At 58.7% G+C, this 26,185-nt stretch carries 23 protein-coding genes; 5 read left to right on the forward strand and 18 right to left on the reverse strand.

The features are described 5' to 3' along the window. Positions 1-41 precede the first annotated feature (41 nt). Positions 42-494 (forward strand): GNAT family N-acetyltransferase, encoded by a 453-nt coding sequence (locus FHS64_RS06995; RefSeq protein ID WP_167177147.1) that lies wholly within the window; start codon positions 42-44, stop codon positions 492-494. Between the two features lie 54 nt (positions 495-548). On the opposite strand, the gene FHS64_RS07000 is transcribed toward FHS64_RS06995, so the two are convergent. The 5 genes from FHS64_RS07000 to FHS64_RS07020 form a co-directional block, all read right to left on the reverse strand. After that, positions 549-1,244 carry a pirin family protein gene (locus FHS64_RS07000; RefSeq protein WP_167177149.1) on the reverse strand — a complete coding sequence of 232 codons (696 nt, stop codon included), beginning with the start codon at positions 1,242-1,244 and terminating at the stop codon, positions 549-551. An 850-nt stretch (positions 1,245-2,094) separates the two neighbouring features. Then, positions 2,095-2,235: a chorismate synthase gene (locus FHS64_RS07005; RefSeq protein ID WP_341771123.1), complete on the reverse strand. Its 141-nt coding sequence runs from the start codon at positions 2,233-2,235 to the stop codon at positions 2,095-2,097. Between the two features lie 37 nt (positions 2,236-2,272). Then, the gene (locus FHS64_RS07010; protein ID WP_167177151.1) at positions 2,273-2,524 is read right to left on the reverse strand and encodes an ABC transporter ATP-binding protein; all 252 of its coding nucleotides are present in this window, start codon (positions 2,522-2,524) and stop codon (positions 2,273-2,275) included. Positions 2,525-2,555: 31 nt separating this feature from the next. After that, positions 2,556-3,641, reverse strand: a complete 1,086-nt coding sequence (aroC, locus tag FHS64_RS07015) for a chorismate synthase (RefSeq protein ID WP_167177153.1) — start codon at positions 3,639-3,641, stop codon at positions 2,556-2,558. A gap of 11 nt (positions 3,642-3,652) precedes the next feature. Beyond that, positions 3,653-4,366 (reverse strand): J domain-containing protein, encoded by a 714-nt coding sequence (locus FHS64_RS07020; RefSeq protein WP_167177155.1) that lies wholly within the window; start codon positions 4,364-4,366, stop codon positions 3,653-3,655. Between the two features lie 118 nt (positions 4,367-4,484). Here FHS64_RS07020 and pdxH point away from each other — a divergent pair, with 118 nt between their 5' ends. Then, entirely contained in the window at positions 4,485-5,147 is a 663-nt protein-coding gene (gene pdxH / locus FHS64_RS07025; protein WP_167177157.1) for a pyridoxamine 5'-phosphate oxidase, read from the forward strand. A gap of 3 nt (positions 5,148-5,150) precedes the next feature. On the opposite strand, the gene FHS64_RS07030 is transcribed toward pdxH, so the two are convergent. Both FHS64_RS07030 and udk read right to left on the reverse strand, forming a co-directional pair. After that, positions 5,151-5,753: a TetR/AcrR family transcriptional regulator gene (locus FHS64_RS07030; RefSeq protein WP_167177159.1), complete on the reverse strand. Its 603-nt coding sequence runs from the start codon at positions 5,751-5,753 to the stop codon at positions 5,151-5,153. 148 nt (positions 5,754-5,901) lie between these two features. Continuing rightward, positions 5,902-6,543 (reverse strand): uridine kinase, encoded by a 642-nt coding sequence (udk, locus tag FHS64_RS07035; protein ID WP_167177161.1) that lies wholly within the window; start codon positions 6,541-6,543, stop codon positions 5,902-5,904. Between the two features lie 188 nt (positions 6,544-6,731). Between udk and FHS64_RS07040 the strand changes: the two genes are divergently transcribed. Together FHS64_RS07040 and FHS64_RS07045 are read left to right on the forward strand one after the other, a co-directional pair. After that, a complete protein-coding gene (locus FHS64_RS07040) occupies positions 6,732-8,360 on the forward strand; it encodes a long-chain-fatty-acid--CoA ligase (protein WP_167177163.1) in 1,629 nt (542 codons plus the stop codon). A 21-nt stretch (positions 8,361-8,381) separates the two neighbouring features. Further along, positions 8,382-9,065, forward strand: coding sequence for a DUF1499 domain-containing protein (locus tag FHS64_RS07045; protein ID WP_167177165.1), 684 nt, complete (start codon positions 8,382-8,384; stop codon positions 9,063-9,065). A 4-nt stretch (positions 9,066-9,069) separates the two neighbouring features. Here the strand turns inward: FHS64_RS07045 and FHS64_RS07050 are convergent, their stop codons facing one another. Then, on the reverse strand, positions 9,070-9,981 hold the full coding sequence (locus tag FHS64_RS07050; protein ID WP_167177167.1) for an MBL fold metallo-hydrolase: 912 nt from the start codon (positions 9,979-9,981) through the stop codon (positions 9,070-9,072). Between the two features lie 811 nt (positions 9,982-10,792). On the opposite strand from FHS64_RS07050, the gene FHS64_RS07055 reads away from it, so the two are divergent. After that, entirely contained in the window at positions 10,793-13,753 is a 2,961-nt protein-coding gene (locus FHS64_RS07055) for a TonB-dependent receptor domain-containing protein (protein ID WP_167177169.1), read from the forward strand. Between the two features lie 140 nt (positions 13,754-13,893). On the opposite strand, the gene metH is transcribed toward FHS64_RS07055, so the two are convergent. The 10 genes from metH to FHS64_RS07105 form a co-directional block, all read right to left on the reverse strand. Beyond that, positions 13,894-16,554, reverse strand: a complete 2,661-nt coding sequence (gene metH, locus FHS64_RS07060) for a methionine synthase (RefSeq protein WP_167177171.1) — start codon at positions 16,552-16,554, stop codon at positions 13,894-13,896. Beyond that, complete coding sequence (locus FHS64_RS07065; protein WP_167177173.1) at positions 16,554-16,928, reverse strand: DUF6508 domain-containing protein; 375 nt, start codon at positions 16,926-16,928, stop codon at positions 16,554-16,556. Before FHS64_RS07065 ends, metH begins: the two co-directional genes overlap by 1 nt. Continuing rightward, positions 16,925-17,995 (reverse strand): homocysteine S-methyltransferase family protein, encoded by a 1,071-nt coding sequence (locus tag FHS64_RS07070; protein WP_167177175.1) that lies wholly within the window; start codon positions 17,993-17,995, stop codon positions 16,925-16,927. Before FHS64_RS07070 ends, FHS64_RS07065 begins: the two co-directional genes overlap by 4 nt. Position 17,996: 1 nt before the next feature. After that, complete coding sequence (gene metF / locus FHS64_RS07075; protein ID WP_167177177.1) at positions 17,997-18,941, reverse strand: methylenetetrahydrofolate reductase [NAD(P)H]; 945 nt, start codon at positions 18,939-18,941, stop codon at positions 17,997-17,999. Then, positions 18,941-19,903: an ArsR/SmtB family transcription factor gene (locus tag FHS64_RS07080; RefSeq protein WP_167177179.1), complete on the reverse strand. Its 963-nt coding sequence runs from the start codon at positions 19,901-19,903 to the stop codon at positions 18,941-18,943. The genes metF and FHS64_RS07080 overlap by 1 nt, the downstream gene beginning before the upstream one ends. A 141-nt stretch (positions 19,904-20,044) precedes the next feature. Then, positions 20,045-20,968, reverse strand: a complete 924-nt coding sequence (locus FHS64_RS07085) for a 2-hydroxyacid dehydrogenase (protein WP_167177181.1) — start codon at positions 20,966-20,968, stop codon at positions 20,045-20,047. Between the two features lie 109 nt (positions 20,969-21,077). After that, on the reverse strand, positions 21,078-22,745 hold the full coding sequence (gene ettA / locus FHS64_RS07090; RefSeq protein WP_167177183.1) for an energy-dependent translational throttle protein EttA: 1,668 nt from the start codon (positions 22,743-22,745) through the stop codon (positions 21,078-21,080). 132 nt (positions 22,746-22,877) lie between these two features. Further along, positions 22,878-23,792 (reverse strand): alpha/beta hydrolase, encoded by a 915-nt coding sequence (locus tag FHS64_RS07095; protein WP_167177185.1) that lies wholly within the window; start codon positions 23,790-23,792, stop codon positions 22,878-22,880. 74 nt (positions 23,793-23,866) lie between these two features. Further along, positions 23,867-24,478 (reverse strand): TIGR02466 family protein, encoded by a 612-nt coding sequence (locus FHS64_RS07100; RefSeq protein ID WP_167177187.1) that lies wholly within the window; start codon positions 24,476-24,478, stop codon positions 23,867-23,869. Positions 24,479-24,523: 45 nt separating this feature from the next. Continuing rightward, positions 24,524-26,167 (reverse strand): alpha/beta hydrolase, encoded by a 1,644-nt coding sequence (locus FHS64_RS07105; RefSeq protein ID WP_167177189.1) that lies wholly within the window; start codon positions 26,165-26,167, stop codon positions 24,524-24,526. Positions 26,168-26,185: the final 18 nt, after the last annotated feature.

Genomic DNA, 26,185 nt, shown 5'->3' on the forward strand with positions numbered 1-26,185 from the left:
TGGAGGCGCTGATTTTCTGCGTTTAATTTTTGGAATTTCTCATGATCGAGAACTTGTCGATCCGCCCGTTCGTCGCGGGTACGGATACATCACACCTGTCTGACATCTGGTTCAGGGCATCAATGATCGCCCACGACTTTATCGGCGAACATACCCTGCGCGAGCAGAAGTCGCTGATGAAGGCGGTCTATCTGCCTATGGCCAACACCACGGTGGCCTGTCTGGACGACCGGCCTGTCGGTTTTGCCAGTTTGATGGACGATCACATCGCGGCCCTGTTTGTTGACCCTGACTGTCAGGGGCAGGGCATAGGCAAGGCCTTGCTGCGCCATGTCGAAAACGGCCGAAATAAGCTGTCGCTAGAGGTTTATACCGACAATGACAGCGCGGTCGGCTTTTATCGGGCCATGGGTTTTGCGGTGGTCAGCACCCGTGAAACCGATGATCAGGGTCTGCCGCACCCGAATGCGAAAATGCTCTGGAACAGAGCCTAAACAGAAAGGGGGACACCGATGGTGTCCCCCTGACTTTTGCTGTTTGTACGCCGGTTACAGGCTGTCGACCATGACCAGTTCGGCGTCTTCGCTGGCCGTGATGGTGATGGTGGCTTCATCGACGATGCCTGCGCCATCACGAGCGTTCAGCGTGGTGCCGTTCACATCCACCTTGCCGACTGCCGGAACCAGATAGGCGCGGCGACCGGCGGCCAGATCATAGGACAGGCTTTCACCGGCTTTGAGGGTCGCAGCCAGAACGCGGGCGTCGGCATTGATCATCAGGGCTTCGTCGGCAGAGTTGCCCGAGGCGACGATGGTGAACTGGCCAGAGCGGTCGGCCTTTGGAAACTCGCGCTGACCCCATGAAGGCTGTGCACCCGGACGGTCCGTCTCGATCCAGATCTGGAACAGGGTCGTGAGCTCGTTCTCCATATTGTACTCGGCATGGCGCACACCGGTACCGGCGCTCATGACCTGAACATCGCCAGCGCCCGTACGGCCCGTATTGCCCATGGAGTCCTGGTGGGTGATGGCCCCCGTGCGGACATAGGTGATGATTTCCATGTCGGCGTGCGGGTGGGGCGGGAAGCCCGACTTCGGACCGATCTCGTCATCATTCCAGACGCGCAGACGGCCCCAGCCCATACGATTGGGATCGTAATAGTTGGCGAACGAGAAGTGGTGCTTGGCATCCAACCAGCCGTGGTTGGCACCACCGAGGGTATTGAAAGGACGGACATCGATCATGGTGATCTCCCTAACGCTTAGAGTGTGCAGCGCGTTGCTGCTTCGTTGAGAGCTATATACGCAACTGCTACTGTTACGAATAGGGGTGTGATGATCACGGATTGTTACACGTAACTCCTCCCTTGCGTAGCGGGGGAGGTGGCGCGGCGCACGCGCTGTGACGGAGGGGGCGTAGTTGCTTTGCGGCTCTAATCCCCACCACATGCTGCGCATGGTCCCCCTCCCCCGCGAGCAGGGGAGGATGTTAATTATGGGCCGGTGTTATGTGAGGTCTAACTTATGGTGTAACTTGGCTGGATGATTTTCGGTCTGAGCCCCGCGCGGCTATATCATCGGTGCGGCCAAGCCTGACGCGGCCTTGTGGCGATCACATCCAGATGTCGTTTCTGTAGGCGTCGGCGCTGGAGACTGGATGGAACTCTCGGTTCGGCGTTTACCCTTGCTGACGCGGAAAAAATGTAATGCTGAGAGGGAGCTCTATTGAAGACGTGAGAGCCAAGTCCGAACACGTGTTCTGGGCGAGGGGAAGTGCCCACTTTATTTGTTTGAACGTTTGCCTTCGGCAGTTCGTGTCAGGGTGTGAAGGTAAAGAAGTGTCTTCGATGAGACAATCTATGGAGCGTTACCAAAGAATATTTTTGAAAGTTTGGGCCACTTTATGGGTTGGATGTTGGTTGCTAGCCTTTTTAGTCTTTCTTGCTCAAAAGCAATACTGGCATGCTATCATACCTGTTTTGGCTATTTTGCCAGTTGTATTGGTAATTTGGCTCTTCCGATTTATTAGCAAAGTTTGATCGGCACTTAGTGGAATACCGTGGTGCAGACACACTTCGTTTGACCGCAGGTGGTGTTACCCCACCTGCGCTCTATGCCTTAGCTTCGCATCCGCCATCACAATCGCCGCTATCGCTTCCACGATCGGAACGCCGCGCAGGGCGACGCAGTGGTCGTGGCGGCTTTTGGTGCGCAGGCTCTTATTCGCTGTCGTGATTGCGTGGACGTTTCGAGACGCAAACGGCTTCTAGCGGTCAGAACCTTGTCTTGCAGTGGGGGCAGGTGTCCTTCGCGATTTCAGGTTTTTTGAAGAAATCGGTTTGGGTCGGATTGATGCGCTCACCGCATGATTTGCAATCCGCGAACATGATGTAGAGCACAGCAATGGAGAAAGGGATGGGGAGCAGAAAAACCCAAAAAACATCCAAGTTTCTGTTGAATATGAAGAAACCGATGATGAGGAATGGCGCTATAATCGAAAATCGGTAAGCCAGTTTGTAGAGCATGCGCACCTCGAAATTTGGTATCTTTTAGGGCTTAACCCAACTGCGCCCGATGCCTTAGCTTCGCATCTGCCAGCACAATGGCTGCCATCGCTTCCACGACCGGAACGCCACGTAGCGCCACGCAAGGGTCGTGGCGGCCCTTGGTGCGTAGGTCTACTTCGGCACCGTCGCGGTTGATGGTCTGGCGGTGGGTAAGGATGGAGGAGGTGGGCTTGAAGGCCACGCGGGCGGTGACGGGCTGGCCCGTCGAGATGCCGCCGAGGATGCCGCCTGCCTTGTTCGACAGGAAGACCGGCTCGCCATCGGGGCCAATGCGCATTTCGTCGGCGTTTTCCTCGCCTGACAGCATGGCGGCCTCGAAGCCTGCTCCGATTTCCACGCCTTTGACGGCGTTGATGGTCATCAGGCCCGCGGCCAGTTCGCTATCCAGTTTGGCATAGAGCGGTGCGCCCCATCCGGCAGGCACTCCGATGACTTCCAGAGCCACAATCGCGCCGATGCTGGAACCGGCTTTACGAACGGTATCCAGATAGGCTTCCCATTGCGGCACCACTTCGTTGGAAGCGGCGAACAGGGCGTTGTCATAGACGGCGCTGAAGTCGATCTGGTCGTCAGGTATGCGGTGCGGGCCAAGCTGAACCACGCCAGCGCGGATCTGGATGCTGTCGCCCAGAACCTTGCGGGCCACGGCACCGGCCGCCACGCGGCTGGCCGTTTCGCGGGCGGATGAGCGTCCGCCGCCGCGATAGTCGCGCACGCCGTATTTGGCCTGATAGGTGAAGTCGGCATGACCGGGGCGGAAGGCATGGGCGATCTCGCCATAGTCCTTGGAGCGCTGGTCGGTGTTCTCGATCATCAGGCTGATCGGTGTGCCGGTGGTGACCGGGCCATTACCGTCGTCGAACACGCCGGACAGGATTTTCACCGCGTCGGCCTCTTGGCGCTGGGTGACAAAGCGGCTGCCGCCCGGTTTACGCTGGTCGAGGAAGGGCTGGATGTCCGCTTCGGTCAGCGGGATCAGGGGAGGGCAGCCGTCAACGACGACGCCAATGGCCGGCCCGTGGCTTTCGCCCCAGGTGGTGATGCGGAACAGGTGACCGAAGCTGTTATGTGACATGAGGCTAGGGCTTAAGCCGCTGCGGCCTGTGTCGTCCAGAGCTGAGTGAAGCGATGGTGACGATCTTGTGTCTCTGTGAGGCTTTCAGGCTTGGCTTCCAGCGAGACAAACAGGTCACCGACAGGGCGCGAACCGCGTGCAGGAAGGCCCAAACCTTCGAAGCGCAACCTGACCGGCGAGGTCATATCGGGCACCAGCCATGCGGATTGTGGCCCGACGGGGGTGTCAAACTCGACCCGACCGCCATCGCGCACCAGATGGGCCTCGATGCGGGTCTGGAAGAACAGGTCCGAGCCGAAAACCGACAGCCCATCGCGGGGTCTGATCTTTACCGGCACAGTCATCAGGTCTTTGAGGCGCAGTTGGTCGCCATGACGCAGACCCGGTGCAAGGCGCACACGGTACAGGCGGTCATCGACATAAAGGCTGGTAATGCCGCCCTTTAGAGCCTGCATCGGCGATATGACGATCTCGGGATCAGGGCGAACAACCCGCAGGCCGGTTGTCTGCGGCCCCTCCAGCAGCAGGCGCTGGCCGGACTGGTTTTGCAGCAGGTGGTAGGCATCAACCACATAGCGGAACAGCACCACATCGCCGTTTGGCTGGTCGGGGTGGACCGCCTTGGCGACGCGGCGGAACGCAGCCGACAGCTCGGCCGGACTGACCGGACCTGTCAGGTCCAGTATCCGGTAGGCGTCCAGAACTGTGAGTGGCCTTGCGCTCATGGGCCCTACACTGACCCCATATAGTCAAGAGGGTGTTAACCGTAATCGCCTTCCGTCATGCGAATGAACGGTGTTCAATATTTGGGCAAATCACGTCGGGCGGGCTATAAGCAGAGCTATGAGTCATTTCGCCATCCCGCCCAGCCCTTCGCGCGACGAGTATGAGAACCAGCTGGTTCGCAATTCGGACGACAGCATCTTTGAAGGTGCCGATCCGTTTGCCATTTTTGCTGACTGGCTGAAGGAGGCGGGCGCGACCGAGCCGAACGATCCCAATGCCATGACGCTGGCCACGGTGGACGCCCAAGGTGTGCCGGATGCGCGGATCGTGCTGTTGAAAGACATGGACGCTCGCGGCTTTACGTTCTTCTCCAACCTTGAAAGCGCCAAGGGTCAGGAACTGGCGGCCAATCCGGTGGCCGCGCTGGTGTTCCACTGGAAGTCACTGCGACGTCAGGTGCGGGTGCGCGGTGTGATCGAGCCTGTGACAGCCGCCGAAGCCGATAACTATTTTGCCAGTCGCGCGCGCGAAAGCCGTATCGGCGCATGGGCATCATCCCAGTCGCACTTGCTTGAAAGCCGCGAGGCGCTGGAGCAGCGAGTGGTCGAAGAAACGGAACGCTTTGAAGGCAAAGACGTATCGCGTCCACCGCATTGGGCGGGATGGCGTCTGGTTCCAGTCTCGATCGAGTTCTGGCGCGACCGCAAATTCCGTCTGCACGACCGTATGCGGTTTGTGAAACAGGGTGACGGCTGGAGTATCGAGCGCCTGTATCCGTAAGGCTTAAGCGCCGTAGCGGGCCCAGAAGGTCTCTACGGCGTCCTCGGCAATGGCTCTGGCACTGCGGGCCTGTATCGGGTCCTTGCCCGAGGCCAGCGGAAGCAGAAGCACCGGATGCTCGATCATGCCCAGTAGCTGGCTCACGGCCCAACTGGGTTTTTCGGTTTTGATGAGGCCATTGGCGCTCATGGTTTCGAACATGGCGATCAGGGTGTGGGCGATATCGCCGCGCCCCCTGTCGAAAAAGTCTACGGCCTGAGTATTGAAACGCGGGCGTTCGGCCACAATCAGGCGAAACATTTTGCGCACAAAGCTATCGGAGAGGAACTCTGTATAGCGGATCAGATAATCCGTGAGGATACTTCTGTCTGGCGCTTCTGTGTTGAGTAGCGGGCCAACGCGGTCGTAAAAATCCTTAGCAGCCGTCTCTATGACCGCCTCGAACAGTGCTACCTTGCTTGGGAAGAAGGTATAGAGCGTCGCCGTGGACACACCGGCAGAGCGGGCAATCGGTTCTATACGTGCAGCAGCATATCCGTCCGACACGAAGCGCAATCTGGCTTCGTGGATAATCGTATGAACACGGGGATCCTGTGGGACAGGCATTTGCGGTTCGCCGGATTGTTGCTCTTGCGTAACAGTGATCCAGCTTTACCGTAAGCGCAAGTGTACCGGTGTTATTTAATCAAGTGCAATAATATAACAAAACCGCATTCAGGAAATCCTTTGCGGAATGCAACTATTGGTCACGTGACTATTTGAACTCTGCAAGCAAGGGGTGTGCGAGTACGGGGGCAACCAGTCGCATAACCGCATTGTGGTCGACCAGACGGACGGCAGCGGTCGTATCGGCGACGATAAAGTCGGCATGAATACGCGAGGGCTGGGTAAAGGCCTCATGGCCCGGACGAACGGTCAGCAGGTATTGGTTGACCACAGAATCCGCTGTGCGGCCGCGCTCGATCTGGTCACGCAGCAGGCGGCGGATAAAGCGGATATCGGCAGGCGTATCGACAAACACCTTGATGTCGAACAGGGCCGTCAGTTCAGGGTTGCACAACAGGTGCGTGCCTTCGATCACCACCACATCTGCAGACTTGACCGGCTCGCCGCCTTCTTCACGACCATGCGTAATGAAGGAATAGAGCGGGGCGACAATGTCCTGCCCAGCCTTCAGCGCCTTCAGATCATGGATCAGCAGTTCGTGATCGCGGGAATCCACATGGTCGAAATCATGCGTTGCCGGATCAAAGCCCGCCACCGAGGCCGCATCCCGATAATAGGAATCTTCGCGCAGCAAGGTGGCCGTGCCTTCGGGAAGGCAGGAAATCAGGGCTTCGGCGAGGGTGGACTTGCCCGAACCCGAGCCGCCGGTGATGGCAATCAGAATGGTCATGGCGACCTCATCCACTGTCGCAAGGCAGGGCGCAAGACAGCCAAAAGACGAAAAATACATTTTGTCGCGGCAAACCTGACCTAAGGTCACGTTGCCAGCCCCGCCCTTAATGGCTTAGCGTCCGGTAAAGCGCGGGTCTGTGAACCAAAACAAGCGCAAACGGGACTTTGATTTATAGAGGGACGCCAATGCTCGGACTGATGCAGGACTGGCCGCTGACGGTTGATCGTATTCTGGACCATGCCAAGGCATGGCATCCGAACCGCGAAGTGGTGACGCGCTCTGTCGAAGGGCCGATTGTGCGGGTGACCTATGCCGAACTGCACGAGCGTGCACGCAAGGTTTCCAACGTCCTTCAGGCATGGGGCATCCAGCAGGGCGACCGTGTCGCGACTTTGGCATGGAACACCGGCAACCATATGGAAGCCTGGTACGGCATTATGGGTATAGGTGCGGTGTGCCACACGCTGAACCCGCGTCTGTTCCCCGAGCAACTAGTCTATATTATCAACCACGCCGAAGATCGCGTGATCTTCACGGACCTGACCTTTGTGCCGCTGCTGGAAGCGATCCTGCCGCATATTCCCAAGGTCGAGCGCTTCGTTATCATGACCGATGCGGCCCATATGCCGCAGACCAAGCTGCCCAATGCCGAGGCCTATGAAAGCCTGATCGACCAAGCGTCTGCGGATGTGAAATGGGGCGACTTTGACGAGCAAACGGCCTGCGGTCTTTGCTACACGTCCGGTACGACGGGCAACCCGAAGGGGGTACTGTATTCGCACCGTTCCAACTTCCTGCACACCCTGATGGGCCTACAGGCGACCGTGCTGGGTGCGACACCGGGAGATGTGATCCTGCCGGTGGTGCCGATGTTCCATGCCAATGCGTGGGGGATTGCCTTTGCCGGTCCTGCGGCGGGCACCAAGCTGGTCATGCCGGGGGCCAAGATGGACGGGGCGTCCATCTATGAGTTGCTGGAAACCGAAGGCGTGACCTTCTCGGCGGCGGTGCCGACCGTCTGGCAGGGACTGTTGCAGCATATGCGCGAGAACAATCTGAAGCTCTCGACGGTGAAACGCGTCATGATCGGCGGGGCGGCGACGCCCGAAAGCCTGATCCGCATCTTTAATGACGAGTTCAATGTCGAGGTCGTGCAGGGCTGGGGCATGACCGAAACCTCGCCCATCGGCACGGTTTCCAACATCCTGCCTGAAATGAAGAGCTGGTCCTTCGATGATCAGGTCAAACAGCGGATCAAACAGGGCATGCCGCCGCTGGGGGTCGAGCTGAAACTTGTCGATGAAGCGGGGGCCGATCTTCCGCATGACGGGGCCACCTTTGGCCGTCTGATGATCAAAGGACCAACCATCTCGCGTGCCTATTTCAAGGGCGATGGCTCGGTGCTGGACGAAGACGGTTATTTCGATACGGGCGATGTGGCCACCATTGATGACTATGGCTTTATGCACATCACCGACCGTGCCAAGGACGTCATCAAATCGGGCGGCGAGTGGATCAGCTCGATCGAGATCGAGAATATTGCCGTGGGTCACGACAAGGTCGAACTGGCCGCTGTGATCGGTGCCGCGCACCCGAAATGGGACGAGCGCCCGTTGTTGATCGTCAAGCTCAAGGAAGGCGAAGTCCTCGACAAGCAGGAGCATCTGGACTTCCTCGTTGGCAAGATCGCCAAGTGGTGGATGCCCGATGATGTTGTTGCGGTTGATGAAATTCCGCTTGGCGCCACAGGCAAGATAGACAAGAAGCTACTTCGTGAACGGATGAAGGACTATCGTTTGCCTTCAGCCGGCTAGGCATCTCGGGAAGGTGACAAAATGCAACCGGACAAGAAGCTGACGGGTTGGGCGCGATTGGCAGTGCTGATCGCCTGTATCACGCCGGTCATGGTGCTGGTGGCGGTTTTGGCGACCCGTCTGGGATGGATCAGTCTGGAAACCGGTCTGGGCGTAATGGCCCTTAAACTGGGTTCGATATTGGCATGGGCGGGGCTGGCTGCGGCCCTGCTCTCGGTGCTGCTGATGCTGAAGGACCGTGGCCTGTGGCTCTATGCACTGACGGCTATGCTGGTCGCGGGCGGTACGTTCGGGGTTTATAAGTATCAATTGTCGCGCATCGGGCCTGATCCGCGCGATGTCACGACCAATGCCGATGATGCTCCGGGTTTTGGCCGCACCATGCTGTCGGATCGTCGTGCTGCGCGTGTTCTGCCGAGCAGCGCTGTGGCTTGCGAAGGCTTGCAAGCTATCGACAGCCAGCTTTCACCCGATGTGGCCGCGTGGGCACTGAAACAGTCGGGTGTGACGGTGATGGGCTCTTCGCCCTTCCGCGTCGATGGCTGGCAGCAGGGGATGTGGTTCGGCATCCAGCATGACGTGACGGTGCGTATCCGTCCGGGGCGTACGGATGTGCGCGTGGCGGCGCGTGACAATATGCCGATCGGGCCACGCGCCTGTGATCTGGCCAAGCGCGTCGTCGCCGAGATGAACGCGCTACGCTAGACGGCTAGGAAATGTGATCGACCAGATGCCAATGGCCTTGCAGGCTGTTGGCATCATTCGTTTCTACACGCCCGTCACGCACCAGTTTTTGCAGATGCGACAGTACCGACAGGCTGGCGGCGGGCCACAGGCTCTGGCTGACGGCGGCATAAAGAACCGGCACCATCTGGGCCACGGTGGTGTCACCTGCGGCCAGACGTTCCAGAACCTGCGCCTCGCGCTGCATCCGGTGGGCATGATAGCCCTTCAGGAAAGGTTCGACATCGACAATGGGCGCACCGTGGGTGGGCCATATCGTGTCGAACCCACGGACCATGATGGCCTCGAGACTGGCCATATAGTCGCTCATATCGCCATCGGGCGGTGCCACAATGGTGGTGGACCAGCCCATGATGTGATCGCCGCTGAACAGGCCGTTTTCTTCACGCAGGGCAAAGCAGATATGGTTCGACGCATGGCCAGGGGTGGCCATGACATCGACCGTCCAGCCATCACCCTCGATGACTTCTCCGCCATTCAGGATGATATCCGGCGCAAAGCCTTCGTCATGGCCCTCGTCCAGACGAAGGCCGTGATTATCCCCGTGTGGCGGCCGTGCGGCATAGATAGGCGCGCTGCCAACGGCCTTGGCGAGGTCGTGCGAAAGAGGCGAGTGGTCCGCATGGGTATGCGTCACCAGAATGTGGCTGACTGTGCGTGGCCCAATGGCGCGGAGCAGGGCGGCCAGATGATCCTGATCCGGCGGACCGGGGTCGATCACGGCGACCTGCGACCCCGCATCGGCCCTGCCCACAATATAAGTACCCGTGCCCGTAAACGTGAACGGGCCCGGATTATTGGCAATCACCCGCTCAACCCGCTCCGACAAACGGTCGCAACGCCCATAGGCAAAATCAAACTCTCTGGTGAACTGCATAAGGCACTCCCGACGCAAGGATCAGCGACGTCTGGATACCCTGATAGCAGAGGTGCGTACTGATGTTGGCCTAATACCGATCCGGAGCAGAATTCAGACCAGAGTTCGCTGCCTGGGTTATGGAGAGATTTCGAGGGATATTAATCTCCAGGTTGTGACTAGGTTGGCGGAATTAATAACCAAATTATGGAATGAGATTCAAATTTGGACACAAAATGTGTCGTTAATTTCGGTGATATATTAATTGTAATTGGCGATATGGTGCCGCGATTTGCTGATAGAATTAGGCAAGTGAACTAAAGTTAATCTTGGATAATTATTGCTATCCGGTGATCGCTCAGAGCGAGAAAAATAGTCGATTCATGTGGCTGGGTGATTCTAGAACGTGCTTAAAAGCTGCCATTTTGTGGGATTTATCTAGAATCTTGACTAACCATCTTGCAGCGTAGGTGTAGCTTATGGCTAGGTGTTGCTTAAATGCTGATTTTGATAACTTTTCTCCCATAATGATATTTTTGTAATTATTTTTGCTTTTTTGGCTTCATTACGGAAAATGTCATTTTAGAAATTTGAAGTTTTTTGAATTTCAAACCTTTGCTATTTGTAGGGTTGTGATTGTGCCATCGTTGCCAAATTACGACATTATTCGGTCGTTTTTATCGCAAGCGCTAATTGTCGTGTCTCCAGCGATAATCTGGGCCTAGTGAGAGAGGTCGGTCATCAAGCACTGGTTGCATGATGACGGGGAACATAGAAGGCGCGTGCCTAGAGGGGAAACTCGGGCGGCCCTTCGCTTTGGAGGTAGAACAGAATGAAATCGCTGTCGAAACGCGAGCAACTGCTTGCAACCTCGATGATCGCGGGCTTCACCATGCTGACCAGCGCGGGCATTGCCCAAGCTCAGGAGCAGACGGAAGAAACCACAGAAGTTTCGCAGATCGTCGTGACTGGCTCGCGTATCGCGCGTCAGGACTACAAGTCGTCGAGCCCGATTGTTACGGTCGATGCACAGGACATTCAGGCCACCGGTTCGGTTACGATCGACAGCCTGATGAACGACCTGCCGCAGTTCACGCCGTCGATCTCCTCGACCTCGAACAACCCGTCGAACGGCGGTCAGGCCAACCTTGACCTACGCAGCCTGACGCCAAAGCGTACGCTGGTGCTGGTAAACGGTCGCCGTCTCGTTCCGTCGAACAGCGATGGTTCTGCTGACGTCAACCTGATCCCTGCAGCCTTGATCCGCAACGTTGAAACTATTTCGGGCGGTGCTTCGGCGGCCTATGGTTCGGACGCTATTGCTGGTGTGGCCAACTTCATCCTGAACGATCAGTTCGAAGGTGCCCAGATCGATGCCCAGTACGGTGTAACTGACCGCAGCGACGGCACGACCCAGAGCTATACCATGACTGTTGGCGGTAACTTCGCTGACGATCGCGGTAATGCTGTGATCTCGATCAACCGTTCGACCCGTGACCTGATCTTTAACTCGGCACGTGAATTCTCGGCTATCTCGGGTGCATCGGGCACGACCCCGATGGGCTCGGTTGTCTTTGACAGCACCAACCTGCCGGATGCCGATGTTGTCCGTGGTTATTTCGGTGATAGCGACCTGTCTCTGACTGGTGCATTTGGCTTCAATAACGACGGCTCGATTTTCAGCCACGCCAAGGCACTGAATTTTAAACCTTCGGATGGCATCCAGTACACCGGTTTCTACACACCGGGTTCGACCTATGCCTTCAACACCGGGGCGCTGAACTATCTGTCGCTGCCGATGGAGCGCTGGAACGTTTATTCGAGCGCTAAATATACCCTGAATGAGAACGTCGAATTCTATGGCGATGCCCTGTTCAACCAGTACACTGCATCGCAAGAACTGGCCGCTACTCCGGCAGCCTCGACGACCGGTTTCCGCGCTCCGTCTACAAACCCGTTCATTCCGGCCGATCTGAAGGCCTTCCTAGATAGCCGCGCAAACCCGAACTCTTCGTTCCAACTCAACAAGCGTTTTACCGACCTCGGTGGACGTCATGCTGAATATGATTACAGCGTTTACCAACTGACCGGCGGTGTTCGTGGTCAGGTTCCGCACAGCTCGTGGACCTATGACCTGTATGCCCAGTATGGCCGCGTCAGCAACATTGAGACCCAAACCGGTAACGTATCGCGTTCGGCTGTTCAGACGCTGCTGGACGCTGCTGACGGTGGCGCGAGCATCTGTGAAGGTGGTTTCAACCCGTTTGGTGAGAATGCTGTTTCTGCTGAATGCTTGAACTACATCGGCCGCACCTCGCGTACGGTAACCACCGTCGAGCAAAGCGTCATTGAAGGTACCCTGCAAGGTAAGGCCTTCGACCTGCCGGCAGGTGAAGTTCTGGTTGCTATTGGTGCCCAGTACCGTGAAAATGGCTATGAATATGCTTCGGACCCGTCGCTGGCCCGTATCAATCCTAAAACGCCGCACCTTGGTGCAGATGGCCTGCCGGATGGCGGTACCATCGGTGGCGTAGAAATTGCTGGCTTTAACGCCGCAGATTCGGTCAACGGTAGCGTCAACAGCATTGACCTGTTCGGTGAAGCTCTGATTCCGGTCCTTGCAAACCTGCCATTTATTCAATCGCTGGATCTGACCCTGGGCTATCGCTACTCCGATTATAGCTCGATTGGTGGCACCCAAGCTTATCGCGCCGATATCGATTGGGAAATCGTCAACGGCGTACGTGTTCGCGGTGGTTTCAACCGCGCTGTGCGTGCACCTTCGATCGGTGAACTGTACTCGCCTGCAGGTGTGAACTTCCCGGCTATCGGTAATGCCAGCCTGACCTCGGGCGGTGGTGATCCGTGCGACGTAACGGGCATGTACCGTAACGGTGCGGACAAGGACAAAGTCCGTTCGCTCTGCTTGGCACAAGGCATTTCGAGCGCAGTTATTGACACCTACACCTTCGAGAATGATCAAACCAACGGCTGGTCCGGCGGTAACATCGATCTGGAAGAAGAAACCGCAGACACCTGGTCGCTGGGTCTGGTTTACCAGTCGCAGTTCCAGTCGCCCTGGTTCTCACGTCTGTCGGCTTCGCTGGATTATTACAGCATTGAGATCGAAAACGTGATTTCCAGCATCTCGATCTCGGATGCTCTGAGCGGCTGCTTCAACGGTACGGGTGAGAACCCGAACTATGATGCCAGCAACTCGTATTGCCAGCAGTTCAGCCGTGACCCGAACAACGGCAACATCATCGATGCGATCGAAAACCTGGACAACCTGGGTGTTCTGAAAACCTCGGGTGTTGACCTGCAAGTCGACTGGGGCATTGACCTGATCGACGTCGGTGGTCCGGATTGGGGCACCATTGGTGTTAATGCTGTGGTTGGCTGGCTTGGTTCGCGCGAAGACAGCGTCGTGGCCGGTGGTGCTATGATCGACCGTATGGGTACGATCGCGGACGACTTCGGCAACACCTTCCCTGAGTGGAAGTCGCTGGTTTCGGTCAGCTGGGCTCATGGTCCGTTCACGGCAACGACCCGCTGGCGTCGTGTGGGTGAAATGACCATCTACGGTTCGGAAGACACCTTGGATGCAACCAACTACTTCGATCTGAGCGGTAGCTGGAACATCAACGACGTCGTCTCGGTTCGTGGTGGTGTGAACAACCTCCTGGATCAAGAGCCGCGCACCTGGAACCCGGGTGTTCAGGCCAACACGGATCCGTCGACCTATGACATCTTGGGGCGTCGTTACTTCGTGGGTCTGACCGCTAAGTTCTAAAAGCGATTAAGCTTAGGCAGAGAGGCGGTGGAGGAAACCACCGCCTCTTTTGTTTCCAGAACTGAGTTAGGCAAGTCTCAAGAAAAACCCCGATGGCTATATAAGCCATCGGGGTTTTCTTTGAGGGAAGATGAGGCCCCTTACGCGGCCTGTTCCTTGGCGATCTTGCTCGGATCGTAGTTGAGGATGGGGGATAGCCAGCGCTCGGCCGTGGCGATGTCCCAGCCTTTACGTTTGGCATAGCTCTTGATCTGGTCGCGGTCGATCTTGCCGACGCCGAAATAGTGGCTTTCGACGTGGCCGAAATAGAGGCCGCTGACCGAGGCGGGTGGGTTCATCGCAAAGCTTTCGGTCAGTTCCATGCCCGCTTGCGCTTCGGCATCCAACAGGCGGAAAAGCGTAGCCTTTTCCGTGTGGTCCGGTTGCGCCGGATAGCCGGGGGCGGGGCGGATACCGAGGTATTTTTCCTCGATTAGGTCCTGAACCGTGGTCTGTTCGTCCGGCACATAGCCCCACAGGGTGGTGCGGACTTCCTTGTGCAGGCGCTCGGCAAAGGCTTCGGCCAGACGGTCGGCAAGGGCCGTCGCCATGATCGACGAATAGTCGTCGCCTGCATCTTTGAACTCTTTGGCCTTGGCCAGTTCGCCGTGACCGGCGGTGACGGCAAAGGCACCGATATAGTCGTCGCCATCCTCGGCCACGAAGTCCGAGATGCACAGGTTCGGCTTGCCGTTGCTCTTGGCGATCTGCTGGCGCAGGCCGTGGAAACGGGCGGCCTCGGTTGTTCGGCTCTCGTCGGTCCAGACGACGATATCGTCACCACGCGCATTGGCAGGCCAGAAACCGGCGACGCCCTTGGCGGTGTACCATTTCTCGACAACGATCTTTTCGAGCATTGCACGGGCATCGCGATAGAGGTCTTGGGCGGCGGTGCCGACGATCTCGTCTTCCAAGATTTGCGGGAAGCGCCCGATCAGTTCCCAACTGGCAAAGAAGGGCGTCCAGTCGATGTGGTCGGCCAGATCCTGCAAATCCCATTCAAAGGCGCGGGTGCCGATAAAGGTGGGTTTGGGCGCCGGTGTCGGGTTTTCGGCCTTGAAGCGGTTGGCGCGGGCATCGGGAAGGGCCGCGCGGGCCTTGACCACCTGACCACGGGCATATTGCTCGCGAATACGGACATATTCCTCGCGGGTGGCCGCCTCGTTCTTGGCCTTGTCGGTGGGGGACAACAGGCCCGCCACCACGCCCACGGCGCGCGAGGCATCGATGACATAGGTGGTCGAGCCGCGATCATAGGTGGGTTCGATCTTTACGGCCGTATGGGTGCGGCTGGTGGTGGCCCCGCCGATCAACAGCGGCAGGTTCATGCCGCGACGCTCCATCTCGGCCGCCACAAACACCATTTCATCCAGCGAAGGCGTAATCAAACCGGACAGGCCGACAATGTCGCAATTGTGGGCGATGGCTTCGTCAAGAATACGGTCGGCGGGTACCATGACGCCAAGGTCCACGACCTCGTAATTATTGCATTGAAGCACAACGCCGACGATGTTCTTGCCGATGTCGTGCACGTCGCCCTTGACGGTCGCCATCAGGATGCGACCGGCGGATGAGCGTTCCTGACCGGCCTTTTCGGCTTCCATATAGGGTTCCAGATAGGCGACGGCCTGTTTCATCACGCGGGCGGATTTCACCACCTGCGGCAGGAACATCTTGCCCGCTCCGAACAGGTCACCGACCACGTTCATCCCGTCCATCAGCGGACCTTCGATGACGTGCAGCGGGCGATCGACGTTTGCGCGGGCTTCTTCGGTGTCCTCGACGATGAACTCGGTAATGCCGTGCACCAGAGCATGGGCGATACGGCCTGCAACCGGCTGTTCACGCCATTTCAGGTCCACCACCTTGGCGGCACCCTTTTCGCCCTTATAGCGCGGGGCCATGTCCACCAGTCGCTCGGTATTGGACACATTGGTGCGCTGGCGGCGGTTTAGGATGACATCTTCAACCGCTTCGCGCAGTTCGGCGTCGATATCGTCATAGACGGGCAGGTCGCCCGCATTGACGATGCCCATATCCATGCCCGCATTGATGGCGTGATACAGGAAGACCGAGTGGATGGCGCGGCGCACCGGCTCGTTGCCACGGAACGAGAACGATACGTTCGACACGCCGCCCGAGACACGTGCATAGGGCAGGGTGGCCTTGATGACCTTGACCGCTTCGATGAAGTCCACGGCATAGTTGTCGTGTTCCTCGATCCCTGTCGCCACAGCGAAGATATTGGGGTCGAAGATGATGTCTTCGGGCGGGAAGCCGACTTCGTTGACGAGGATATTATAGGCGCGGGTGCAGATCTCGATCTTGCGCGCGGCGGTGTCGGCCTGACCCTGCTCGTCAAAGGCCATGACAACGACGGCGGCACCGTAACGCAGGCACTGCACGGCGTGATGGCGGAAGGCTTCCTCGCCTTCCTTCATCGAGATGGAGTTGACGATCGGTTTGCCCTGAACGCACTTCAGGCCCGCCTCGATCACCTCCCATTTGGAACTGTCGATCATCAGCGGCACGCGCGCGATATCGGGTTCGGCCGCGATCAGGTTCAGGAAGGTCCGCATGGCCTTGGGGCCATCCAGAAGGCCTTCGTCCATGTTAACGTCGATGACCTGGGCACCGGCCTCGACCTGCTGGCGGGCAACATCAAGGGCCGCCGTATAGTCGCCTTCCACCACCAGCTTACGGAACTTGGCCGAGCCGGTGACATTGGTCCGCTCGCCGACATTGATAAATACAGGGCGCATCAGGCGTTATCCAGTTGTGCGAGGCGGCGGACGATAGCGGCGAGGTAGCCCTTGCGGTGGCATGAGGCGATGTGGCCTTCGCTGAAGCGTTCCGATCTCACAATATAGGTGGCGTAGCCGAGCAGGGTGGCCTGATCGGCGGTAGCGATGGTTTCAAGCGAAGGGTTCGGCACAGGTTCGCCCTTCAGCATCCGGTCATAAACATCCGACGGCCCGCCAAGGCCGATGGCCCCCAGCGCTCGCTCCCACGCATGGAAGACGGGCGCGTATTTGGCGTATGTGAAGCCGGTGCCGGTCTTGTCCCAAACCACAAACTGGTCGTCAGGAATGACATCCAGCTCGTTGGCCAGTTGTTCGAGGTCGGCAGACATCATGCGACCAGTTCGAACGGTTCCAGACCCGACAGACGCAAGGCCTTGGGGCGTTCGGGGATGGCGCGCGGTGTAACGCCTGCGACTTCATCGGCGATGTGCTTGATGTGGTCCGGTGTGGTGCCACAGCAGCCGCCGACGATGTTAACGAGGCCCGACTTGGCCCATTCTTCGATGAAGTGGCCCGTTTCGTGGGGCTGTTCGTCGTACTGGCCCATGGCATTGGGCAGGCCGGCATTGGGATAGGCCGAAACGAGTGTGTCGGCCACGCGGCTAAGCTCGGCAATGTGCGGACGCATCAGCTCTGCACCCAAGGCACAGTTGAAACCGACAGCGAACGGCTTGGCGTGACGGATAGAATTCCAGAACGCCTCGGCCGTTTGGCCGCTGAGGGTGCGGCCCGAACGGTCGGTAATGGTGCCGGAAATCCAGATGGGCAGGGGCTCGTAGCCCTCGTCCTCGAGGTCTTTTACAGCCTTGATGGCCGCCTTGCAGTTCAGGGTGTCGAAGACGGTTTCGATCAGGAACAGGTCCACGCCGCCATCATGCAGGGCCTTGGCTTGCTGCTTATAGGCTTCGTAAACCTCGTCGTATGAAACGGCGCGGAAACCGGGGTCGTTGACGTCGGGGCTGAGCGACAAGGTGCGGTTGGTCGGGCCGATGGCACCGGCGACAAAGCGCGGCTTGTGCGGTTCTTTTTCGGTCCAACGGTCGGCAACCTCGCGACCGATGCGGGCACCCTCAAAGTTGAGGTCATAGACCGCATCTTCCAGACCGTAATCGCCCTGGGCGATGGTGGTGGCCGAGAAGGTGTTGGTTTCCGAGATGTCCGCGCCGACCGAATAATAGGCATCGTGCAGACTAGCCACGATGTCGGGGCGGGTCAGGATCAGAAGGTCGTTATTACCCTTTTGCGGGTGGTTGTGATTGGCAAAGCGTTCACCACGGAAGTCCTCTTCCGTCAGGTTCTCGCGCTGGATCATCACGCCCCAGCTACCATCCAGAACCAGAATGCGTTCCTTGGCGGCCTTGTGCAGGGCCGCGATACGCTCCGAGCGGGTGAGGGCCATATTACGCTACCTTATGTTCGCGAACGCCCAGAACGCGGCAGATGGCATAGACCAGATCGGCGCGGTTCAGGGTGTAGAAGTGGAAGTCTTCAAAGCCTTCTTCCTGAAGGCGGGCGCAGGTTTCCGCTGCCACCGAGGCGGCCAGAAGCTTGCGCGTTTCGTGGTCATCATCCAGCCCGTCGAAATGCGCGGCGAGCCAGTCGGGCAGGGCTGTGCCACAAGCCGAGGTCATGCGTTGCAGACCGGCAAAGTTCGACACGGGCATGATGCCGGGGATCAATTTCAGGGTGATGCTAGCGGCGCGAACCTGATCGCGGAACCGCAGGAAGGCATCCATATCGAAGAAGAACTGGGTCACGGCGCGGGTGGCACCGGCATCCTGCTTGGCCTTTAGAACATCCAGATCGTGCTGGATGGACGGGCTTTCGGGGTGTTTTTCAGGATAGGCACCGACCGTGATGTCAAACCCACCGGCGCTCTGGATGGCGCGGGCCAGTTCCGTGGCATTGGCATAGCCATCGGTACGGGGCGTGTAGGCACCGCCGATGCCCGAGGTGCCTGGCGGATCACCGCGCAGGGCGACGATGTGATCAACGCCGATGGACTTATAGCCCTCGATCACCTCGTCCACTTCGGCGCGGCTGGCCTCGACACAGGTCAGGTGGGCGGCGGGACGAAGCGAGGTTTCGGTGATGATACGGTGAACCGTGCGGTGCGTACGTTCGCGCGTCGAGCCACCGGCACCATAGGTCACGGAAACAAAAGCCGGATTTAGTGGCTCAAGGCGACGGATGGCCTTCCAAAGATTGGCTTCGGCCTCGTCGGTCTTGGGCGGGAAGAACTCGAACGAGACATTGACCGGTTTTTTACTGTTACCGGCGCGGGCAACGGGGCCCAGAGGCGACAGCAAAAGGGCGCGAGCTTCGGCGAGAGAAGAGGGAGCCATCAGGCAATCTTTCGGACGTGTTCAGCCGCACGGATGCCCGTCCAGATATGGACAGTCAGGCCTTCGCGGTCAGGAGGAAGGATGATGGGGTCTGCGGCTTGCAGGCCGCTTTGTTCAAGCCAGTCAGCGATTTCCTCATCGGCAAATCCCAGACGGCGGTGTTGGTGTTCTTCGCGCAGTTGTTCGAAATTATGCGGCGCAAAATCAACGATCAGCAGACGACCGCCGGGGGCCACCAGACGGGCGGCCTCGGATACGGCGGCCACCGGATCGTTCAGATAGTGCAGAACCTGATGCACGATCACCAGATCGGCGCTTTCGGCAGGCAGGCGCGTGGAAAAAATGTCGCCGTGACGCAGTTCGACCTTGTCCAGACCCGCCTTGGTGACATTGGCGCGGGCGATGTTCAGCATGTTCTGGCTGAGGTCCAGACCGACCGACATCTTGGCCTTTTTGCCCAGCAGGGTCAGCATCCGGCCCGAGCCGGTGCCAAGGTCTACAACGCGGTCAAACGGGCCCGGGCCAGCGGCCTGTTCGACGGCTTTTTCGACGTCGGTTTCGCAGACATAGAGCGATCGCATCTGGTCCCACTGGGGCGCGACCTGCTCGAAATAGCGGGCGGCATCGGCGGCACGCTCGCTGCGGACTTCTTCGAGGCGGCGATGGTCGGCCTCGCCTTCGTCGTCGGCCAGAATATCCAGAACCGTATCGGTCAGGCGGCGGGCCTGTGCATCGTGCGACAGGCGGTAATAGACCCGCGCCCCGTCCGGAAAACGCTCGATCAGACCGGCATCGGCCATCAGCTTCAGATGGCGCGAGACACGCGGCTGGCTCTGGTCCAATACGCGCGACAACTCCATGACCGACAGCTCTTCGGCGGCCAGCAGGGAAAGGATGCGCAAGCGCGTGGGTTCACCCGTGGCACGGAGAATCTCTACAGTCTGGTCAGCACTAAGGTTCATGCCTCATATAAAGATATCTTTATATGATTATGCAAGCCAAAAGGTGCTGCTTGGCGCGTGTTTAACCGCAATCACAGCCAAAATGGCGCAATCTTTGTTCCGACCTACAAAGGCTTAGAGGGCTGAAAGGGCATATTCCGCCTAAACGGGCGTAATCAGGGCCTCGCCCGCAAAGTGCGCCGACAGATTTTGTAGCAACAGCATCAGCATGCCCTGCACGGCCTCGCTGGTCGCGCCGCCTGTATGCGGGGTGATGACCAGATTCGGTACGCCCGCCCATTGCTCGGCGGGAGTGGGTTCCACCTCGAACACGTCCAGAGCGGCGGCCCCCAGTTGCCCGCTTTTCAGGGCTTCGATCAGGGCGGATTCATCAACCAGTTGACCGCGCGAGACATTGACCAGCAGGCCATGCGGGCCCAGCGCCTTGATGACATCAGCACCTACCAGATGCCGGTTGCTGTCATCGGCGCGACAGGCCACCACAAGGATGTCGCAGGTCGAGGCCAATTCCATCAGGCTTTCGGTACGCGGCCATTTCACGTCCTTGGAACGCGGCCCCCACCACGACACCTCCATACCAAAGGCTTCGGCACGGCGGGCCACGGCCTGACCAATCGCACCCAATCCGACAATGCCCAGTTTCTGATGGCGCAAGGACGGTGTCAGCAGTCGCAGTTCCGGCGTCCATTCGCCTTTACGCATCAACCGGTCACCACTGACGATATTGCGCCGAGAGCCGATAATCAGGCCCATGGCGTGATCGGCCACATCCTCGTGGTTCACATTGGGGGCATGGGTGACAGGGATGTTGTTGGCGCGGCACCAGTCCAGATCAATGCCTTCAAACCCCGCCGTAAAACACGCGACCAGTGACAGGTTCGGCAGTTTTTCCAGCAGTTCATGACCCAGTGGGTATTCACCGGCTGTAATGACAACGCGGATATCGGGGGCAGCCTCGGTCGGTGGACCTTCCCACAGCCGATAGACGTCATAGCTGCTTTCAAGGAAAGCGCTGAGCGGACCAAGGTGCCGCGGGGTGATGAGCAGGGCAGGTCTCTGGGTCATAAGTCCAGATTACCCCTGTTATGCCAAATGACCAGTCGCCGTTTCCGGCAAAGAAAAACGGCCCCGCCATGAAAGACGGGGCCGCTGATCTTTGGCATCAAAGCCGGTCTTAGCGACCGAACTTCTGGTGCTGGATACGCTTCGGAATGATGCTGTCGGCACCGAGGCGACGCATCTTGTCCTGTTCGTAGGCTTCGAAGTTACCTTCGAACCATTCCACATGGCCGTCACCTTCGAAGGCGAGGATGTGGGTGGCCAGACGGTCAAGGAACCAGCGGTCGTGGGAGATGACGACGGCGCAGCCGGCGAACTCTTCCAGAGCCTCTTCGAGGTTCTGCAAGGTTTCGATATCCAGATCGTTGGTCGGTTCGTCGAGCAGGATCAGGTTGCCGCCGGTGGCCAGTGTCTTGGCAAGGTGGACGCGGTTGCGCTCACCGCCGGACAGTTGGCCGACCTTCTTCTGTTGGTCGCCGCCCTTGAAGTTGAACGAACCAACATAGGCACGGGTGTTAATCTCGCGTTTGCCGACCATCATGATGTCGGTGCCGCCCGAGATCGCCTGCCAGATGGTGTCATCCGGCTTCAGATCGTCACGCGACTGGTCGACATAGGCCAGCTTGACGGTTTCGCCGACACGGATCGTGCCGCCATCCGGCGTTTCCTGACCGGTGATCAGCTTGAACATGGTCGATTTACCGGCACCGTTCGGGCCGATAACGCCGACAATGCCGTTCGGCGGCAGTTTGAAGGTCAGGTTGTCGAACAGGACCTTGTCGCCATAGGACTTCTTGAGGCCTTCGACTTCCAGAACGACGTTGCCGAGACGCGGGCCGGGCGGGATCTGGATGTGGGCGTGCGTTTGCGCGCCGCGCATCGATTCCTGTTCCTCGACCATGCGCTCATAGGCGGCCAGACGGGCTTTGGACTTGGCCTGACGGGCCTTGGCACCCGAGCGTACCCATTCCAGTTCGCGGGTAAGGGCGCGCTGGCGAGCTTCGGATTCCGATTGCTCCTGCACGACGCGCTTGGTCTTGGCTTCCAGCCACGAGGAGTAGTTCCCCTCGTGCGGGTGGCCCTTTCCGCGGTCCAGTTCCAGCGTCCACTTGGTCACCAGATCCAGGAAGTAACGGTCGTGGGTCACGAGGATGACGCAGCCCGGGAAGTTTTCCAGGTGGTGCTGCAGCCAAGCGACGGACTCGGCGTCAAGGTGGTTGGTCGGTTCGTCGAGCAGCAGCATGTCGGGCTTGGACAGCAGCAGGCGGGCCAGAGCCACGCGGCGCTTTTCACCACCCGACAGGTTGGTCACAGCCCAGTCGTCCGGCGGGCAGCGCAGAGCGCCCATGGCCATTTCGATACGGCTGTCGATGTCCCAGACGTCACCGGCGTCGATCTTCTCCTGGAGAGCGGTCATCTCTTCCATGAGTTCGTCGGTGTAGTTTTCGCCCAGTTCGTTGGCGACTTCGTTGAAGCGGTTGACCCACTGCTTCTCTTCGCACCACGCTTCGACGTTCTGGCGAACGTTCAGGCTGTCGTCCAGTTTCGGCTCTTGTTCCAGATAGCCACGCTTGATGCCGTCGGCAGCGCGGGCTTCGCCCTGAAACTCGTTGTCCAGACCGGCCATGATCTTCAGCAGGGTGGATTTACCCGAGCCGTTGACGCCAACCACGCCGATCTTGGCGTCGTTGTAGAAACTCAGCCAGATGTTTTCGAAGATCTTTTTGCCGCCAGGGAAGGTCTTGGTCAGGCCTTGCATCTGGAAAATATATTGTTGCGCCATACTGGTGCGTCGCGCCCTTGATTCAGAAGAAGTGGGAGTGTTGGCAGGGGATGTAGCGATTGGGAGGCCAAAGGGCAAATCACAGTGGCCCGATACGGCGATATATCCCCCATAGGTCGTAGGGTTTCGGGCTTAACGGGCCGATCCGGCGGGAAGGATAGCCATGAGGGCGCGGGTAAAGCCGACAGGGGCTACTGTCAGGTGATCCTCGTTGTCGAGAACGGTCGATTGCACCTTTAGACTGTCGTAGTTCCGTGAGCGCAGGACCTGTTCCATGGCGTGCATGTCGCGCACCATGTCACCATCCGTCATGTGGCGGGGCGTTGGGCCGCGTGTTTCAAAGCCGCCCATATACATGAACACATTGGCTGGCAGGTCGGTATGGGTGCGGGCATAGTCCGCCTCCATCGTCATGATATGGCGCTTGTCGTACCAGAAGGACGGACTGCCCAGCACATAGCCGCTGAACATGGCCGGATCGGTAAACATGATCTGTGCGCCCAGCAGCGCGCCATAGGAGTGGCCCAGCATGATCCGCTGTGACGGATCGGTGCGGAACTTGGCGTCCACATAGGGCAGGGCCTGTTCCTTCAGATAGCTCTGATAGGCTGCGCCGCCTCCATGCACGTCATTGCTCGAATTGCGTGGACCGTTGGGCGTGGGGGTATAGTCGCGTCGACGGCTGGCGGCACCCTTGTCATCCTTGCCATAGGACAGGCCGATCAGGATGAACTCCTCGATGACCGGACCGTCCAGATTTACGCGCCGCGCAATCTGGCGAATGATGGGGAAGGCATAGTCCGCATCGGTGACATACAGCACCGGATAGCGGCGGTTCGGCTGGCTGTCATAGCTGGCGGGCAGGCTGACAAAGATGTCGTATTCGCGGTTTGAAACCGGATCGGGTACAGACCAGACCTGCGTTCCTGCCAGCACATAGGGCGCGCCGTCAGTTGTACTGCTGCTGGGGGTTTGGGCATCGGCGGCCCGATTGCAACCGGCGGCCGATATCGCAAGCGCCATCAGCGCTATGACCTGAAATTTCATGAACTCCCCCGTTCAACCGTTTCCCGTAATGCAGGTTTGCGGAGGAATGGGGCGCACGAATGGCGAAGCTGTATTTAGCTGTAGTTGAAGCTGATCGAGATGCGCTGCTCGGTGGCGCGGTTGGCGGGCACTTCGTGGCGCAGCCAGCTTTCCCACATCAGGATCGTTCCGGCCTGTGGTTTCAGATAGACGAACGGGCGCTCGGCCTCGGTGGCATTATCGGTCACGCCGGGGCGGTTCATCATCATCACCAGACGCGGGTCTTCCATCTTGAGCGATGAAGCGCCGTCGGGGATGTGGATGTAGATGGTGCCTGAAATGATCGAATGCGGGTGGATATGGCCTGTGTGACCACCGCCGGGCATCAGGATATTGACCCACAGATTGTCCAGCTTGGGTTTGCGGGCCAGATCGAAGTTCAGCGCCTTGGCATAGATATTCGCGTGCTTGTCGAGGATACGCTTCAGCTCGGAAAACTCTGGGAAGCGGACAGGCAGATCATTGATCGAGCCATACGATGTATAGCCCGGATAATGGTTGTCCGCGCACCACTTGATACCCGCCTCGTCTTCCTCGCCCATGACCAGACACAGATCCAAAATCTCCTCGTGAAGCTCGGCCCAGCCTTTGTCGGCGGCCACGGAGGTTTCGTAGATCTGGGTCGGGAAGAGGGTGCGTAGAGACATGGGCGTTTCCATACGCTTGAGGATCAGTGCGGGCTAGGGGCCGTTTTAAAGGTCCTGCGCTTTCATAGCTTCGCGAAGACTCTCGCGTTCTTCAGGCGGGCGTTCGGTTTTCAAGATGGCGTTCCAGCCTTCCATATAGTCGCCGCCGTCATAGACATGGCCGTGACCACGCGGTGTGGAGGTGGCGGTGAGCAGATCAAAGCCGACCTGCAGGAAGGTCACAACAGGGAACCAGCGCAGCTTGGGGCTGACATCTGGACCATGGGGTTGGTCCAGCCATTGCGGACGCTGCCAGATCAGCGACGGGGAAAAGAACACGATCCCGTCGGATGCATATTGCAGATAAAGGATACGGGTATCGGCCCATACCGTGCCGTGGTCTGGAACGCCCTTCTGGCTCATAAAGCGCACGACCTTGCCATCACGGAATGTGGGGAGCCATGCGGGTGATCCGGCATCGCGGTCATGGGTGATCTGGTTCCATGAGCGGCTGGTAAAGGGCGGTCCGGCCATGAACACGCCATTGGGCGGGGCATCGACGATGTCGTAATAATCATAGGACAGGTCGGTATTCATGGCACCGAGGCTGAGCCCGAACAGATAAAGCTGCGGGCGGCTGTCGGCAGGTAGAGCTGCCCAATAGTCGTGGAAGGCCAGAAACACGGCCCGTGCGCTTTCCGATCCATATTCCGGCACGGCCAGCAGCGACAGCCAGCTCGGCAGATAGGAATATTGCACCCCGATGGTGGCGACATCGCCGTCCAGCAGGGTTTCCAGCGGGAAATGCGCCGACGGGTCCATCCAGCCTGTGCCGGTCGGGGTGGCGAGAACCAGCACCTTGCGCTCGAACGCGCCAATGCGGATGGCTTCATCAAGGGCCAGTTGTGCGCGGGTGTCGGCATCCTCGGCCGAGCCCATGCCGACATAGACACGAAGCGGTTCAAGGGCAGGGCGGCTGGTGATGGCGCTGATCTGTTCTGCGTCGGGCGTGGCCAGAATGAATTTGCGTCCCTCGGCCCCTAGAGTGTTCCAGTCCAGCAGCGATGCCGAACTGCCGGTCTTCAAGGGATCGGCAGGGGCGATGGTATCATCGGATATGGTCGCATCCACACGGGCATAGGTTTTGTCGAACAGCTTGAACCCCTGTCCGAGAATGACCTCGCTACCGATGAAGTTGAACAGGGCGAGCGCGGCCAGAACACCGGCAAGGATGGCGATTTTCTGGGGTAAATGGCCTGAAAGACGTGACGACACTGTACGGGCGGCACGGCGGAAAAGACGTCCGATCGCCAGCAAGATGGCGGCCACCACAAGGGCCACACCGGAAATCGTAAAGGGACGCACGCTTTCGACAGGCGGCAAGTTCATGGCGCGATGCACGTCGTTCTGCCATCCCGCCGCAAGGATCAGGGCGGCAAGGATCAGGATGGCTCCGATGGCCAGAGCGCCGAAATAGATGCGTCTGTGAATGTCTGTGCGTGTAACGGGCAGTTCCAGCCATTTCCATAGCGAGGCGATCAGGACGCCGATGCCGTAACCTGCTGCAAAACAGCAGCCTGCCAATACGCCCTGTAACAGACCGCTGCGCGGCACCAGACTGGGGCTGAGCGCCGTAAAGAAACAGATCGCCCCGAGCAGGATGCCCAGCGAGGACACCACGCCGAACGGTCTTAATATTTTGCGCCACATGGCAGGCTCCTGTTCGTG

This window comes from Brevundimonas terrae (assembly GCF_011761985.1).
GTDB classification, from domain to species: Bacteria; Pseudomonadota; Alphaproteobacteria; order Caulobacterales; family Caulobacteraceae; genus Brevundimonas; species Brevundimonas terrae.